General features: G+C 64.4%; 13 protein-coding genes. 4 read left to right on the plus strand and 9 right to left on the minus strand.

The window, feature by feature from the left end:
- From P3C29_RS30735 to gspG, 8 genes are all read right to left on the minus strand, one after another.
- Positions 1 to 1224, minus strand: a complete 1224-nt coding sequence (locus tag P3C29_RS30735) for a substrate-binding domain-containing protein (RefSeq protein WP_201123267.1) — start codon at positions 1222 to 1224, stop codon at positions 1 to 3.
- A 392-nt stretch (positions 1225 to 1616) separates the two neighbouring features.
- A complete protein-coding gene (gene gspF / locus P3C29_RS30740) occupies positions 1617 to 2828 on the minus strand; it encodes a type II secretion system inner membrane protein GspF (protein WP_275966261.1) in 1212 nt (403 codons plus the stop codon).
- A complete protein-coding gene (gene gspE, locus P3C29_RS30745; RefSeq protein WP_010173448.1) occupies positions 2828 to 4246 on the minus strand; it encodes a type II secretion system ATPase GspE in 1419 nt (472 codons plus the stop codon). Before gspE ends, gspF begins: the two co-directional genes overlap by 1 nt.
- 856 nt (positions 4247 to 5102) lie before the next feature.
- Positions 5103 to 7412 (minus strand): type II secretion system secretin GspD, encoded by a 2310-nt coding sequence (gspD, locus tag P3C29_RS30750; RefSeq protein WP_275966262.1) that lies wholly within the window; start codon positions 7410 to 7412, stop codon positions 5103 to 5105.
- Positions 7409 to 7933, minus strand: coding sequence for a type II secretion system protein GspM (gspM, locus tag P3C29_RS30755; RefSeq protein ID WP_201123263.1), 525 nt, complete (start codon positions 7931 to 7933; stop codon positions 7409 to 7411). The genes gspD and gspM overlap by 4 nt, the downstream gene beginning before the upstream one ends.
- On the minus strand, positions 7926 to 9038 hold the full coding sequence (gspL, locus tag P3C29_RS30760; RefSeq protein WP_275966263.1) for a type II secretion system protein GspL: 1113 nt from the start codon (positions 9036 to 9038) through the stop codon (positions 7926 to 7928). Before gspL ends, gspM begins: the two co-directional genes overlap by 8 nt.
- On the minus strand, positions 9035 to 9982 hold the full coding sequence (gspK, locus tag P3C29_RS30765; RefSeq protein ID WP_275966264.1) for a type II secretion system minor pseudopilin GspK: 948 nt from the start codon (positions 9980 to 9982) through the stop codon (positions 9035 to 9037). Before gspK ends, gspL begins: the two co-directional genes overlap by 4 nt.
- Before the next feature lie 8 nt (positions 9983 to 9990).
- The gene (gene gspG, locus P3C29_RS30770) at positions 9991 to 10428 is read right to left on the minus strand and encodes a type II secretion system major pseudopilin GspG (RefSeq protein WP_010173458.1); all 438 of its coding nucleotides are present in this window, start codon (positions 10426 to 10428) and stop codon (positions 9991 to 9993) included.
- A 148-nt stretch (positions 10429 to 10576) separates the two neighbouring features.
- On the opposite strand from gspG, the gene gspI reads away from it, so the two are divergent.
- Positions 10577 to 10975, plus strand: coding sequence for a type II secretion system minor pseudopilin GspI (gene gspI, locus P3C29_RS30775; protein WP_275966265.1), 399 nt, complete (start codon positions 10577 to 10579; stop codon positions 10973 to 10975).
- Here gspI and P3C29_RS30780 read toward each other — a convergent pair.
- Positions 10962 to 11393: a type II secretion system protein N gene (locus P3C29_RS30780; RefSeq protein ID WP_010173463.1), complete on the minus strand. Its 432-nt coding sequence runs from the start codon at positions 11391 to 11393 to the stop codon at positions 10962 to 10964. The genes gspI and P3C29_RS30780 overlap by 14 nt on opposite strands.
- A gap of 85 nt (positions 11394 to 11478) precedes the next feature.
- Here P3C29_RS30780 and gspH point away from each other — a divergent pair, with 85 nt between their 5' ends.
- From gspH to P3C29_RS30795, 3 genes are all read left to right on the plus strand, one after another.
- Positions 11479 to 11931, plus strand: coding sequence for a type II secretion system minor pseudopilin GspH (gspH, locus tag P3C29_RS30785; protein WP_010173465.1), 453 nt, complete (start codon positions 11479 to 11481; stop codon positions 11929 to 11931).
- The gene (locus tag P3C29_RS30790; protein ID WP_275966266.1) at positions 11924 to 12520 is read left to right on the plus strand and encodes a type II secretion system protein GspJ; all 597 of its coding nucleotides are present in this window, start codon (positions 11924 to 11926) and stop codon (positions 12518 to 12520) included. The genes gspH and P3C29_RS30790 overlap by 8 nt, the downstream gene beginning before the upstream one ends.
- Before the next feature lie 858 nt (positions 12521 to 13378).
- On the plus strand, positions 13379 to 13522 hold a 144-nt coding region (locus P3C29_RS30795), incomplete at its 3' end, for a helix-turn-helix domain-containing protein (RefSeq protein ID WP_275966268.1).

Genomic DNA, 13522 nt, shown 5'->3' on the forward strand with positions numbered 1-13522 from the left:
TTACAGCGGACGACCAATACCGTTGCAGATGTTCGACTTGCCGATGCTCAGGTCGCTGCCAGCGCTGAGGAAGGTGTCGTTGATTGCGGTTTTCCAGGTGGTTGGCAGTGGCACGAAGCGGTTGTTGCGGATAGCCGTATCGTTGCTGCTGAACGCGTTGGTGTTGTAATGACGGGTGAAGAACGTGCGGACCTGGGAGGTCTGGTCAGCGTTGGCGTAGCACTGGCTGAACACCACGTTGGTGAAGCCCAGGATTGGGTAACCGGTGCTTGGGTAGGCGACGACGCTTGGGTCGGTAGCGCTGGTGGTAGCCGCAAACACTGGGACCCAGTTGTTGGGCAGGGTACGGTTGGCGATGGCAGGTACAGCCACCGCGCCGATGGCCGCCGACACGTTGCCTGGAGCAGGCGAAACACCGGCGACGGTTGCCACCTTGGTGGCGTCATCCAGACCGGCCAGGGTAGCGGCCGCGTAATCCGGGCTCATGTAAGTGATGCGGCCGTCAGCAGCGTTCAGCGTGCTCATTACGCCAGCGCTGGTGTCGGCGTAGAAACCACCGGCCGGGTTGGCTTGTTGCAATGGGTTAAGTGCGCCGGCCGGCAAGCCGCCGGAGAAGCTGCTGCCGAAGGCCTGAGTCACGGCAAAGGTGCCGCCTTCCAGGGCCGGGCTGCACTTGGCGTTCAGGAAGCGCGTGAACAGCTCGGTGGTGCCGCTGTTTTCTTTGCGATAGATCACGGTGATCGGGCCGGTACGGCCGGAGTCCGGGATCAGGTCCCAGGTAGTCAGACGACCCGAGAATACACCGCACAGATCGTTGACACTGAGGTTGACGGTTTTACCCGCCACACCGGCCTTGTTGAACGGAATGGCAACCGAAGTGGCCACCGAAGGCACTTGGATCAGCGGGCCCCAGGCAGAGCCATGGGCAGACACGTAGTTGCTCAGCTCGGTAGAAGACAGCTTGGAATCGCTGCCTGCCCAGTGCACGTTCTTGCCGGTGACGGTGGCGTCCAGCTTGCTGTAGTCGTTGTTCAGGAAAGCAGCCTTGCCGTTGCCGCTGCCCACGCCGATGTACGGGGCGAAACCGGCAGTCAATACGCCGGCAGTCTGGTACAGCGGTTGTGGCAGGGTGGCGCCGCCGCCGTTGACGTCAGCCATTGCAGCCTGGGCCGAGCACAGTGCAGCGAGGGTCATGGATACCGCGAGAACGTTGCGCTTAAACATGAAGAAGCTCCTTTCGTCGTGTTTGTACGTTGGGGTAGATGACGCTATGGCTTCGGTCCCGGGCTGTGTTCCGGGGGTCACCAGGGGTGAGGCCATGGGTATGAAATCTCGCAGCATCCGATGACAGTCAAAGGAAAAAACCTCGGGAGGAACGGCTTGATTTTTAAAAAGATTCTCGGGTGTTTTGGTCACACTTTTGAACGGTTTGGGGGTGAGGTGACAGCGAGGTTTCAGCCCGGGTTTCGAGCACCGGGCTGGAGGCGTTACGGGCCGAGTGGTGGGGTTGGGCAGATGACAGAATGAGGAACCCGAGGTTGGGACCCGCGTGTCAGGCACTCGAAAATAGTGTTGAAGAAACGCAGTTCAAATGTGGGAGCGGGCTTCGTCAGCAGTCAGGTCACCAACTGGTTGATTTCGATGATCGGCAGCAGCACCGCCATGACGATGACCAGCACCACGGCGCCCATCACCACGATCATCAATGGCTCCAGCAACGCAGTCATGCCCATCGCCCGACGCTCGATATCCCGCGACAGGGTTTGCGCCGCACGCTCCAGCATCGGCGGCAACGAGCCGGTCTTTTCGCCGCTGGCGATCAGGTGGATCAGCACCGGCGGGAAGACCTTTTCCACCGCCAGCGCCGGGGCCAGGTTGACGCCCTCGCGCACCTTGGCGGTGGCGTCGGTGACGCACTGGCTCAGGCGGTCATTGGACAGGGTCTGGCGCGCCGCTTCCAGGGCCCGCAACAACGGCACACCGGCGCCGCCGAGAATCGCCAGGGTCGAGGCAAACCGCGCGGTGTTGAGCCCCAGCACAAACCGCCCGATCAGCGGCAAACGCAGCACGCGACTGTGCCAGCTCAACCGTGCCACGGGGTTGCGCAGGTACAGGCGCCAGCCCCAGAAACCGCCCACGATCCCGGCAAAACACAGCCAGCCCCAGGCGCGGATAAAGTCACTGGCATTGAGCATCGCCAGGGTCAGCCCCGGCAGGTCCTGACGGGCCTGGGAAAACGCACTGACCACCTGGGGCACCACATAGCTCAGCAGGAAAATCACAATGCCGATGGACACCAGCCCCACCACGCCCGGGTAGATAAACGCGGTGAGAATCTTGCCCCGCAGGTTGTTGCGTTCCTCGATGTAATCGGCCAGGCGCTCCATGACCTGGGCCAGGTCGCCGGACTCCTCCCCCGCCGCGATCAGCGCCCGGTAAATCGACGGAAAATCCCGCGGCCGCGCGGCCAATGCATCGGCCAGGCGCATGCCGCTGCGCACGTCGGCACGCACCGCGCTCAGGGTCTGGGCGATGTGTTTTTTCTCGGCTTGCTCCACCGTGGCGCTCAACGCCGCCTCCAGTGGCAGGCTCGCACCCAGCAGGCTCGCCAGCTGCCGCGTGGCCCACGCCAGGTCGTTGTCCGAGAGCTTGGCGCTGAACAGACTGCTACCGCCGGCTGGCGGGGTGTTGTTCTCGACCTGCACCCGCAAGGCCGTGAGGCCACGGCTGCGCAGGTGGGCAAAGGCGCCGCTCTGGCTGTCTGCCTCAAGGTGCCCGGACTCCAGCTTGCCGGTGGCGTCGGCGGCTTCGTAGCGGTATCGGTTCATCAGGCGTCCCGTGTTACGCGCAGGATTTCTTCGGGGGCGGTGGCGCCGCTGCGCACCCAGCGCTCGCCGTCTTCGCGCATGCTGAACATGCCGGCCCGGCGGGCGGCGGCTCTCAAGTCCTGCTCGCCGGCGCCCTGGTGAATCAGGCTGCGCAGCTCGTCGTCGATACAGAACAATTCATGAATGCCGGTACGGCCGCTGTAGCCGATCTGGTTGCACTGCGCGCACCCAACCGGCCGCCAGGTGCCGGGCGCTGCCGGGTCTTCCTGCTTGCAGTGCGGGCACAAACGGCGCACCAGGCGCTGGGCCAATACGCCGAGCAAAGAGGACGCCAGCAGAAACGGTTCGACGCCCATGTCGATCAGGCGGTTGACTGCTGAAACGGCATCGTTGGTGTGCAAGGTGGCGAGCACCAGGTGGCCGGTGAGCGAGGCTTGCACGGCAATTTGTGCGGTCTCCAGGTCGCGGATTTCGCCGATCATGATGATGTCCGGGTCCTGGCGCAGGATCGCCCGCAGGGCCAGGGCGAAGGTCATGTCGATCTTGGCGTTGACCTGGATCTGGCTGATGCCCGGCAGGTCGTATTCCACCGGGTCTTCGACGGTGAGGATATTGCTGGTGCTCGCGTCCAGCCTTGCCAGGGCGGCGTAGAGGCTGGTGGTTTTGCCACTGCCGGTGGGGCCGGTGACCAGCACGATGCCGTGGGGCTGGCGGATCAGGGTGTCGAGTTTGCCGAGCACGGCGGGGTCCATGCCGAGGGTTTCCAGCTGCAGGCGCCCGGCTTGTTTGTCCAGCAGGCGCATCACCACGCGTTCGCCGTGGCCGGTGGGCACGGTGGACACGCGAATGTCGATGGGGCGACCGGCCACGCGCAGGGCGATGCGACCGTCCTGGGGCAGGCGTTTTTCGGCGATGTCGAGTTGGGCCATGATCTTGATGCGCGAGACCAGCGCGCCGTGCAGGGCCTTGCGCGGGGACACCACGTCACGCAGGGTGCCGTCGACGCGGTAGCGCACCACGGAGTGGGTTTCGTAGGGTTCGATATGGATGTCGCTGGCTTCGTCGCGGGCGGCCTGGGTGAGCAAGGCGTTGATCATGCGGATCACCGGGGCGCCGTCCTGGGTGTCGAGCAGGTCGGTGATTTCGGGGATGTCTTGCATGAGGCGGTCGAGGTCCACCTCGTTTTCGGCGGCGCCCACGACGGCGGCGGCGCTGCCGGTGTCGGCATAGGCGGTGGCGAGGAGGCCGTCGAGTTCGTCGTCGCGCACCTGGACGAGCTGGGTCTGGCCGAACTGGCGATGGACTTCGCTGATGGACCAGCCCGGGGTTGAGGGGCAGATGGTCAGCGTCGGGCCCTGGGTTCCCGGGTGGAGGAGGATGCGCTGGGATTTGGCCCAGGCGTAGGGGAGTAGGCTCATGGCTGTGTCCGGTGGTTGGTGTACATATCCATTCCTTCGGTTATGGCTACTTAGGGTTCCGCTCTTACAGCGGCTCACTTTTGAACAGCGCAAAAGTAAGCAAAACGCTCTTGCCCCACCACTCGGCACCTCGCCTAGGCTCGGTGTGCCCTCACTCCGGTACTACTCCGCGGGCCGCCGCGACGGGGCGTCCCTGCCCCGTCGCGGCTAAACCGGCGTCCTGCCGGTTTACCCGCTCCGTACTACCTGCGTTCGGCCAGCGTGGTTTAACGGGGCGCCTAAGATCAAGATCAAAAGCAGATCAAGAACACAGCGGCCTACAGGCCGGCTTGAGTGGTGTGAAGCAAAGGCAAAAGCAAAATCAAAATCTAAAGCGGGCACGGTCAAATGTGGGAGCTGGCTTGCCTGCGATGGCCTCGCCTCGGTGCATCTGAAAAACCGAGGTGTCTGCATCGCAGGCAAGCCAGCTCCCACAGAAAAGCAGCTCTGTTTTCGCTTTGGCTTTTGATCTGGCTTCTACCACTCAAGCCGGCCTGTAGGCCGCTGTGCTCTTGCTCTTGCTTTTGATCTTGATCTGACTGCCCCAATAAGCCCGAGGCCGAACGCAGGGATTGAGGAGCGGGTAAACCGGCAGGACGCCGGTTTAGCCGCGACGGGGCAGGGACGCCCCGTCGCGGCGGCCCGCGGAGCAATGCCGGAGTGAGGGAACGCCGAGCCCCAGCGAGGCGCCGACAGGCGGGGCAGAGCCCTTTGGTTACTTTGGGGCTTTTCCAAAGTGACCCGCTGTAAGAGCGGAACCCTAAGCAGCCGTTACCGAAGAAACGGATATGTACACCATCCCGCCCCCGAAAAAGCATCACCGCGGCACCGCCCGAATCACCGCCCTAACCCCCTGCGCCTCGGGAATCGCCTTATCCACCGAAGGCAACTGCGGCGCCTGCACATCCGGCATCGCCCAGCTGTGCTCCGGCTGCAACCCACCCTGAGCCCTGCGCATAAACTCATAGCGATTCAGCGTAATACTGCGCCCCGCCCCACTGTCGCGAATAATGTAGGGCCGCAAAAACACCATCAAATTCGTCTTCGTCACACTGCGCTTTTCATTCCTGAACAACGCCCCCAACCCAGGGATATCCGACAACCACGGCACCGCGTCATTGCTCTGGCTATAGCCATCCTGCAACAACCCGCCGAGCACCATGATCTGCCCGTCATCCAGCAAAATACTCGTATCAATCGCCCGCTTGTTCGTCACCGTCCCCGCATCCACCGAGGCCCGCGTGTCGACACTGCTGACCTCCTGGTAGATATCCAGCTTCACCGTCCCACCCTCGGAAATCTGCGGCCGCACGTTCAGCTTCAACCCCACCTCCTCGCGCTGCACCGTCTGGAACGGGTTGTTGCTGGTGCCCCCGCCACCCGTCACATAACTGCCGGTGACAAACGGAATCGTCTGCCCCACAAAAATGCTCGCCGCCTCGTTGTCCAGGGTCAGCAGGTTCGGTGTCGACAGCACATTGGTCCCGCCCTTGCTCTTCAACGCCCGGGCCAGCACCTTGAGGTCCAGCACCTTGCCAATCCCCGGGATATCCACCGTGCCGTCCACCAGCCCGATGTTCAAACCCTTGGGCAGCACGTCAATGCTGGTCTTGCTGGTGGGCGCGGCATTCAACCCGCTGCCCCCCAGGTTGACCCCGCCAAAGCCACCCTTCCCGCCCAGGTTCCCGGCCTGCCACTGCACACCAAACTCGCTGGCATCGTCTTCGCCAACCTCGACGATCAGGCTCTCGATCACCACCTGGGCGCGACGCTGGTCGAGCATGTCGATCACCTCCCGCAGGTTGCGATACAGCGGGTCCGGCGCCGAGATCAGCAAGGTGTTGGTGGTGGCGTCCGCCTGGATCGTCACGCCACCGGCGCTGAACGCGGTGTTCTGGTCGCTGGCGGAGGAAGTACCGGTAGCGCTGGCGTCCTGGCCATAACCGCTGGGCTGGGCAGTGCCGCTGCCGGTGGGGGCGCCGCTGCTGTTCTGGGTGCTGCCCTGGCCGGTCTGGGTGTTGCCGCCCATGCTGCTGAGTTTTCCCCGCGCATTGTCACTGCTGCCGGTGTCGCTCTCGCCGGTCAGCAGGCCCCGCAGCGACTGCGCCAGTTTGCCGGCCTGGGCGTTGCGCAGGTACACCACGTGCATGTTGCTCGGGTTGCTCTGGGCGTTGTCCAGCTTGTAGATCAGGTTGCGCGCCAGCTCGGTGCGCTCCGGGCTGCCGGCGCGAATGATGATGGAATTGGAGCGCGGGTCACCGATCACGTTGATTTTCTGGGTCTGGTCGGCGCCCTGGGTTTCGAGGAGTTCCGAGACCATGGCGGCGATGTCCACGGCGATGCCGTTCTGCACTTTCACCACGTCGGTGTCGATAGCGCTCGGGGTGTCGATGCCGTCGATGATCTGCGCCACCCGCGCGAGGTTTTCCGCGTAGTCGGTGATCACGATGCTGTTGTTGCCGGGGTAGGCGTTGATCGGGTTGTTCGGCGACACGATCGGACGAAGCACCGGGATCAGGTTCACGGCGTTTTCGTATTGCAGGCGGAAGGTGCGGGTCTGCATGCCCTGCCCGCCCGGGTTGGCGCCACTGTAGATCGGCCCGCCCAGCAGCTTGGCATCCGCCTCCGGCACCACCTGGGCCACCCCGCCCACATCCACCACGCTGAAGCCCTGCATGCGCAGTGCTGCCAGCAGCATGTCGTAGGCCTGGTGCGCCGGTACCTGGCCTTCACTGACCAGGGTCAGGTTGCCTTTCACCCGCGGGTCTACCAGAAACTGCTGGCCGGTGGCACGGGACAAGGCACGCACCACCGCCTGGATATCAGCGTCGACGAAGTTCAGTTGCACCGGTTGGTCACCCAACGGGTTGCGCGCCTTGGCCGGTGCAGCGGCGTGGCTGCGGGCGCTGTTGCTCACCGGGTGCTGCACCCGTGGTGGCGGCAGCGGTTCGCGCTGGCGGTCCAGTGCGGTGTCGCCGCTGCGCCGGGTGTCGGCCAGGGGCTGGCCGAGTTCGCTGTCCACCAACAGCGGTTTGGAGGGTTGGGGGTTGCTGCACGCGCCCAGCGCCAACAGGAGCAAAGGGGCGACCTTGCGAAAAGGCGCAGCATTGGGCAATGACGACTTCATGAAGCTTCCTTAGCGCCAGGCGCCTGATCCATGCGAACGGTCCCGGACAAGGTGCCGGCCGAGTGTGAAGGGGTGGCCTCGCCTGCGCGTTGCAGGCGGGCCTCGGAGACTTCCAGGGAAAAGGGCCGGGGGTTGGCCAGCAGCCAGTCGACCACGGCATCCGCCGGAGCGTCCTCAAAGGTCAGGCGCCAGCTCCCGGTTTCCTGCGGCTGCAATTGATAGCGGCCCTGTAGCCCGGCGTTGTCGAGGGACTGGTGCAAGGCGGTTTCCAGGTCACCGCTGCTCGGGGCAGTGGCGACACCTTGCAGCAGCACCTGCAACGCCTCGGCCTGGCTGCGCAGTTTTGGGGTTTCGGCCTGCCAGTAATCGATCTTCTTCAGCGGTGGCTGAATCAACAGCACCCCGATCAGCAAACCGGCCAGCACCAACCCGGCGCCCATCAGCATGCGTTTTTCCCGCAGGGCCAGGCCGCGCCAGAACACCTCGGCCTGGCGGCGCAGCAGCTGCCAGCGCTTATTCATCTTCGGCCTCTTCGTCCGCATCGGTTTCGACCTGCTCGGTGAGCGGGCCGAGGGTCCAACCCTGGTCGTCGCGGCTGGCGCTGAAACCGGCCTGGGCCAGCAGCGCTTGCGCGTCAGCCGCCAGCGCCGGGCTGCGGGCGTCGGGCTGCAGGCTCACCTGGAGACGGCCTTGGGCGTAGGTCAGGCTGTCGACGCTGCCCGCCAAAGACGGCAGGCTGCTGCCCGCCAGTGCCAGCAAGCCGGTGAAGCGCTGGCCGGGCTCGGCCGCCGCACCACTCTGGCGGGCGGCCAGTTGCTGACGGGCTTGTTGCAGCGGGTTGAGAATCACCGGCAGCTCGGGGAACGCCTGGCGTACCTGTTGACTCATCAGCGCCTTGAGGCGCTGGCCTTCGTCGACCTGGCGGGCGGCGTAGAGGTTCAGACCCAGGGTCCAGATCACCACCGCCAGCGCCGTACAGGCCAGCGCCCGGCCCCAGCCACCGGTTGCCGCTGGCTGAAGCCGACCGTGCAACCCCCAGCCCGGCAGGGCGCCGCTCCAGCGGGCGTCGCCCGCCACTTGCTGCACCTCGACGCCGGTGGCAAGCAGGTCATCCAGCGCCTGCTGTCCCAGGGGATGCACGGCGCCCTGCTGCACGCTGTGGCGCAGCAACAAATAACCCTCGCTGAAGGCTGCACTCGGTTGCCCGCCGACCGGCAACGCGTAGGGCGCCGGGTACAGGCCGCGCACTTTGATTTTCAACGGGGTCGTTACCCGGCCCAAGTGCTCAAGGCTGCTTTTGGGCAACCAGCCAACCTGCACCAGGCCATTGCTTTCCCGTGGACCGTGAGCCACATGCATCAACTCCACCGGGCCGAGGATCAGCGCCTGCGCTGCACAGGTCACGGCATCGTCGATCTTGGCCGAGGCCAATTGCGGCAGCTCCAGGCTGGTCAGCAGGCTGTCTCGCGGATGCAGAAAAAACTCCGCCTGGGCATTCGCCCATTGCATCAGGCTGCCCTGCCCTTGCTGGCTGACCTGCCCCGCGCGGTCCAGCCAGGCGAACTGCACCGGGCTCTCGGCAGTGAGTTCATCCAGCGGCGGCAACGCAATGCGCAGACGTTTCATACGCCAACCCGCGACCAGATCACCTGGGGCTGGCGGTCTTCGGGGCGATACAGCAACGCCTCCAGGGTGACCCGACGCTGCTCACGGCGCGCCTGGCCCTGCACGCGGAACCACTCACTGGTAATCCCCACCTGCACCGTGTCCACCGCCACCTGGGGCATGCGCAACCGGTTGACGAAATCCCCGCGATTGATAAACCAGCGCCCGCCGTCGCGCTCGGCCACCAGTGCCTGGGCCTGCGACAGGCTGAGCCCCGGCACCACAGCACTGAGCACCTCGGCGCTGGCGGTATTGCCGTTGACCCAGGTGTTGCCGGGCAGCACGCTGACGTAGCTCGCCATGCGCCGCAGCTGACGCGGGTCGAGGCCTTCAATCCCGCTGAGGTCGGTGAGGCTGCGCAACATCGGGTATTTGGCCGGAATCAAGGGCACTGCAGCACCGGGCGAGGTGTCGCGGCTGCTGTTGAAGCCCCCGGTGAATGAGGCCGCGCCCACGCGTTGGTCGTAGGAGTCGATCACGCGACGGCTGATGCGCCGGCTCACGGCCGGGTCGATGCCGATCAATTGGCACAGGCGCTCGAAGCGCTGCAATTGCACGGCGTCCGGCTGTTGCTGGGTCACCAGGTTGCGCAGGTTGAACTTGCCCTGCTCGTCTTCAATCCGACCTTCGAACGCACCGCCGAGGGGCCGTGCCCATTGTTGATCGAGCCGGGTCAAGACGTCCTGGCGGCGCGCGTCCCAAAGGATCTGGCGGCTGGTTTCCAGGCCGCCGTTCAACAGCCATTGGCCCTGGATGCGAAGTTGTTCGGCTTCCAGGCTGCGGGTAAATACGGTCTGGCGCGTGAGCATGGCGCCGGCAATCACCGCGACCACGGCCGCGATCAGCAAGGCACTGATAATGGCCATGCCGCGCTGCTTCGCCACGGAGGGCGAATGACTGTTCATCGCCGGCCTTACAGCTGCCAGGAGCCGATATCGGCGTTCACACCGTCGCCATCCGGTTTCCCGTCGGCACCGAGGGAGAACACATCCACCTCGCCGTTGGCCCCCGGGTTGAGGTAGTGATACGGGTTGCCCCATGGGTCGTTGGGCAGGCGCTCGAGGTAGGCGCGCCAGTTGCTGTTTTTCGCATCGGCCGGGCGCTCCACCAGCACCTTCAGGCCCTGGTTCATGCTGGGGTACGAGCCATGGTCGAGGCGGTAGAGTTTCAGGGCCTGCATCAGCCCGCCAATGTCCTGTTTGGCCGCCGTGGCCCGTGCCTGGTCCGGGCGGTCGAGCACTTTGGGCACCACCAGCGCCGCCAGAATCCCCAGAATCACCACGACCACCATGATCTCGATCAGGGTGAAACCACGCTGCCTGCGCGGGGACGTGAAGTGTGCGATATCCATCTCGACATTCCTTGGCTTGAGTGCATTTCGTGGCGCAGTGTTGCAAGAACACATGTCAGTCACGTTGAAAATCCTCGGGAGCTTTGGTCGCCAATCGGTCAACTCCCGGGGCTAGTCTGCGGGCTTGTTTCCCGGTTTTGAGTACGCCATGGGCGGCCCCCGCAACGAGCAAGGTTTCACCCTGATTGAAGTGTTGGTGGCCCTGGCGATCATCGCCGTGGCCATGGCCGCTGCCGTGCGCGTGGCCGGGCTGATGACCACCAGCAACGGCCTGCTGCGGGACAAATCCATGGCGTTGCTGGCGGCCCAGAGTCGCCTGGCGGAACTGCGCCTGGAAGGTCGGTTGAGCCCGGGGCGCGAGACGTTCGACTGCGACCAGGGCCGGCTGAAACTGCGTTGCGAACAGACCATCAGCAACGGGCCGGACGGGCGCCTGTTCCAGGTCAGCGTGCACGTGCTGGACGCCACCCGTGAAGCGCCGCCCCTGGCACGCCTGGAGACGGTGCTGGGGCGCCCGCCCGTGAAGCGCGCGGTTACTGCCGAGTGAGGCTGGGCAAGGCCGGGCCGTCGGGCAACTTGTCGAGGGGCACGCGGATTTTCTCGGCGCCACGTTCGATCTCCACGCTGTCGCCTTCAATGGCCGTCAGGCGCACGCCGGGGCTTAAGCGTTCCCCCAACAGAAAGCTGCGGGGCGGGCCGTCGTTGAGGCTGAGGATCGCCACCGCGCCACGCGCCCCGGCAAGCACACCGGAGACCTTGATCTGCATGACCGCCGGGGTATTGGAAAACCATTGCAGCGCCGGGTTGTCGCTGCGGGCAGCCAACGCCTGGGGCGCGGCCTGCGGGGTGTGCGACTCGGCCGAGGTGAGCAGCAGCGGCGTCCAGGTCGCCACCCCCGCCAGCGCTGCCAACAACGCCACAGCCTGCACGCCGTGGGCGGGTGAAAAACGATGGGTGAATGCCATGGGCGGGACCTCCTGTTTGTCCGTTGCTTCAGGCTACAGGGCAATTCACACCTTTTTATTTCAGCGGTCCGTCAGGGAGCAAAAAATGAAACAGCAGGGCTTCACGTTGATCGAGCTGATGGTGGTGCTGGTGATCATCGGCATCGCCAGTGCGGCCATCAGCCTGAGCATCAAGCCGGACCCGCTGCACCTGTTGCGCAAGGACGCTGAACGGTTGAGTCAACTGCTGCAGGTGGCCCAGGCCGAGGCACGTGCCGATGGTCGGGCGATTACCTGGAAGGCCGATGCCAAGGGGTTTCGCTTCAGCCGCGTTACCGATGACGGTCTGGGACTGGAGAACTTCAGCGGTGATCAGCAACTGCGTCCACGGGCCTGGGACAACACGCCGATGCAGGTGCGCATCGAGCCGGGGAAAACCCTGGTGCTGGATGCCGAATGGGTGAACCCGCCGGTACGGGTGGTGCTGTCGGATGGGCAGCACAGCTTGAGTGTGCAACGGGATGCGGCGGGGTTGTTGCGGGTGGTGGCGCATGAATGATCAGAAGGGTTTTACGCTGATCGAGGTGATGGTGGCGATCATGCTGATGGCGGTGGTCAGCGTGATTGCCTGGCGCGGGCTGGACAGCGTGACCCGCGCTGATCAGCATTTGCAGGCCAGCAGCGAGCAGGTTGAGGGGCTGTTACGGGCGTTGAACCAGATGCAGCTGGATGTGAGCTTGCGGGCGGGGGTTGAGTTGGGGCAGCCGATTGTCGACGAGGCGCCCAGGCCTGGGGCGTTGGCGGCGGTGTCGGTGAGGAGTTCGGACAGCAAGGGGTTTCGACTGGAGGTGATCCGCAGTGCTCCGATTCCTGGGGACGGGTTGCAGCGGGTGCGGTGGTGGCTCAAGGGCGACACGCTGTACCGGGCGGCGGCACCGGCGCGGGATCGGTATCCGCTGCCTGCGCCCCGGGATGCGGTGGCGGTGCTTGGGCAGGTCAGGGATTTGCAGGTCCGCGTTTGGGATAAGGGGTGGCGGCAATTGAGCGGGAATCGGCAGGAGGATCCGCAGGGGATCGAGGTGGTTTTGGTGCGGGAGACGGGCCAGGGGGTGGAGCGGTATCGGCAGGTTTTGGGGCCCTTGCGGTAGGGCTTTTCTGGGTGGTGTACATATCCGTTATTTGGGTGATGGCTTCGATGGGTTCCGCTCTTACAGCGGGTCACTTTTGAAAGGAGCCCAAAAGTAACCAAAAGGCTCTTGCCCCACCACTCGGCACCTCGCTTGGGCTCGGTGTGCCCTCTCTCCGGTACTACTGCGCGGGCCGCCGCGACGGGGCGTCCCTGCCCCGTCGCGGCTAAACCGGCGTCCTGCCGGTTTACCCGCTCCGCACCACCTGCGTTCGGCCAGCGTGGTTTAACGGGGCGCCTAAGATCAAGATCAAAAGCAGATCAACAGCACAGCGGCCTACAGGCCGGCTTGAGTGGTGTGAAGCAAAAGCAAAATCAAAATCCAAAGCGAGCACGATCCCCTGTAGGAGCTGGCTTGCCGGCGATGGTCGTTAACGATGACGCGGGCATACTGATTCAACGCGRCGCTCTCAGGTTTTTCGCCGGCAAGCCGGCTCCTACAGAAAAGCAGCTCTGCTTTCGCTYTGGCTTTTGMTSTGGCTTCTACCACTCAAGCCGGCCTGTAGGCCGCTGTGCTCTTGCTTTTGATYTTGATCTGGCTCTGACTGCCCCAATAAGCCCGAGGCCGAACGCAGGTGGTGCGGAGCGGGTAAACCRGCAGGACGCCGGTTTAGCCGCGCTGGGCCAAGGATGGCCCATCGCGGCGGCCCGCGGAGCATCGCCGGAGTGAGGGAACACCGAGCCTTAGCGAGGTGCCGACAGGCGGGGCAGAGCGTTTTGGTTACTTTGCCGCTTTTTGTACGGACCGGACACATGGTTGACGGGTGTGCGGGGACATGGTGGACACTTTTCGGCGAGCTAACTTCGCCGGAAAACCATCATGCCCTGGAATACGAGAGACGCCATGAGCCTGAAAAAAGAGTTCGTTGCCTTTGCCCGGCAGCCCGGCAGCAATAAACGAGAACTGTGTCGACGGTTCGGTATCAGCCCCCAAACCGCATACAAGTGGCTCGAGCGCTACGAA

This window comes from Pseudomonas sp. 1912-s (assembly GCF_029269205.1).
Taxonomy (GTDB): domain Bacteria; phylum Pseudomonadota; class Gammaproteobacteria; order Pseudomonadales; family Pseudomonadaceae; genus Aquipseudomonas.

Excerpts from the sequence above, each read along its gene's own strand:
- P3C29_RS30735 (WP_201123267.1), bottom strand. The coding sequence starts at position 1,224 with ATGTTTAAGCGCAACGTTCTCGCGGTATCCATGACCCTCGCTGCACTG.
- gspF (WP_275966261.1), bottom strand. The coding sequence starts at position 2,828 with ATGAACCGATACCGCTACGAAGCCGCCGACGCCACCGGCAAGCTGGAG.
- gspE (WP_010173448.1), bottom strand. The coding sequence starts at position 4,246 with ATGAGCCTACTCCCCTACGCCTGGGCCAAATCCCAGCGCATCCTCCTC.
- gspD (WP_275966262.1), bottom strand. The coding sequence starts at position 7,412 with ATGAAGTCGTCATTGCCCAATGCTGCGCCTTTTCGCAAGGTCGCCCCT.
- gspM (WP_201123263.1), bottom strand. The coding sequence starts at position 7,933 with ATGAATAAGCGCTGGCAGCTGCTGCGCCGCCAGGCCGAGGTGTTCTGG.
- gspL (WP_275966263.1), bottom strand. The coding sequence starts at position 9,038 with ATGAAACGTCTGCGCATTGCGTTGCCGCCGCTGGATGAACTCACTGCC.
- gspK (WP_275966264.1), bottom strand. The coding sequence starts at position 9,982 with ATGAACAGTCATTCGCCCTCCGTGGCGAAGCAGCGCGGCATGGCCATT.
- gspG (WP_010173458.1), bottom strand. The coding sequence starts at position 10,428 with ATGGATATCGCACACTTCACGTCCCCGCGCAGGCAGCGTGGTTTCACC.
- gspI (WP_275966265.1), top strand. The coding sequence starts at position 10,577 with ATGGGCGGCCCCCGCAACGAGCAAGGTTTCACCCTGATTGAAGTGTTG.
- P3C29_RS30780 (WP_010173463.1), bottom strand. The coding sequence starts at position 11,393 with ATGGCATTCACCCATCGTTTTTCACCCGCCCACGGCGTGCAGGCTGTG.
- gspH (WP_010173465.1), top strand. The coding sequence starts at position 11,479 with ATGAAACAGCAGGGCTTCACGTTGATCGAGCTGATGGTGGTGCTGGTG.
- P3C29_RS30790 (WP_275966266.1), top strand. The coding sequence starts at position 11,924 with ATGAATGATCAGAAGGGTTTTACGCTGATCGAGGTGATGGTGGCGATC.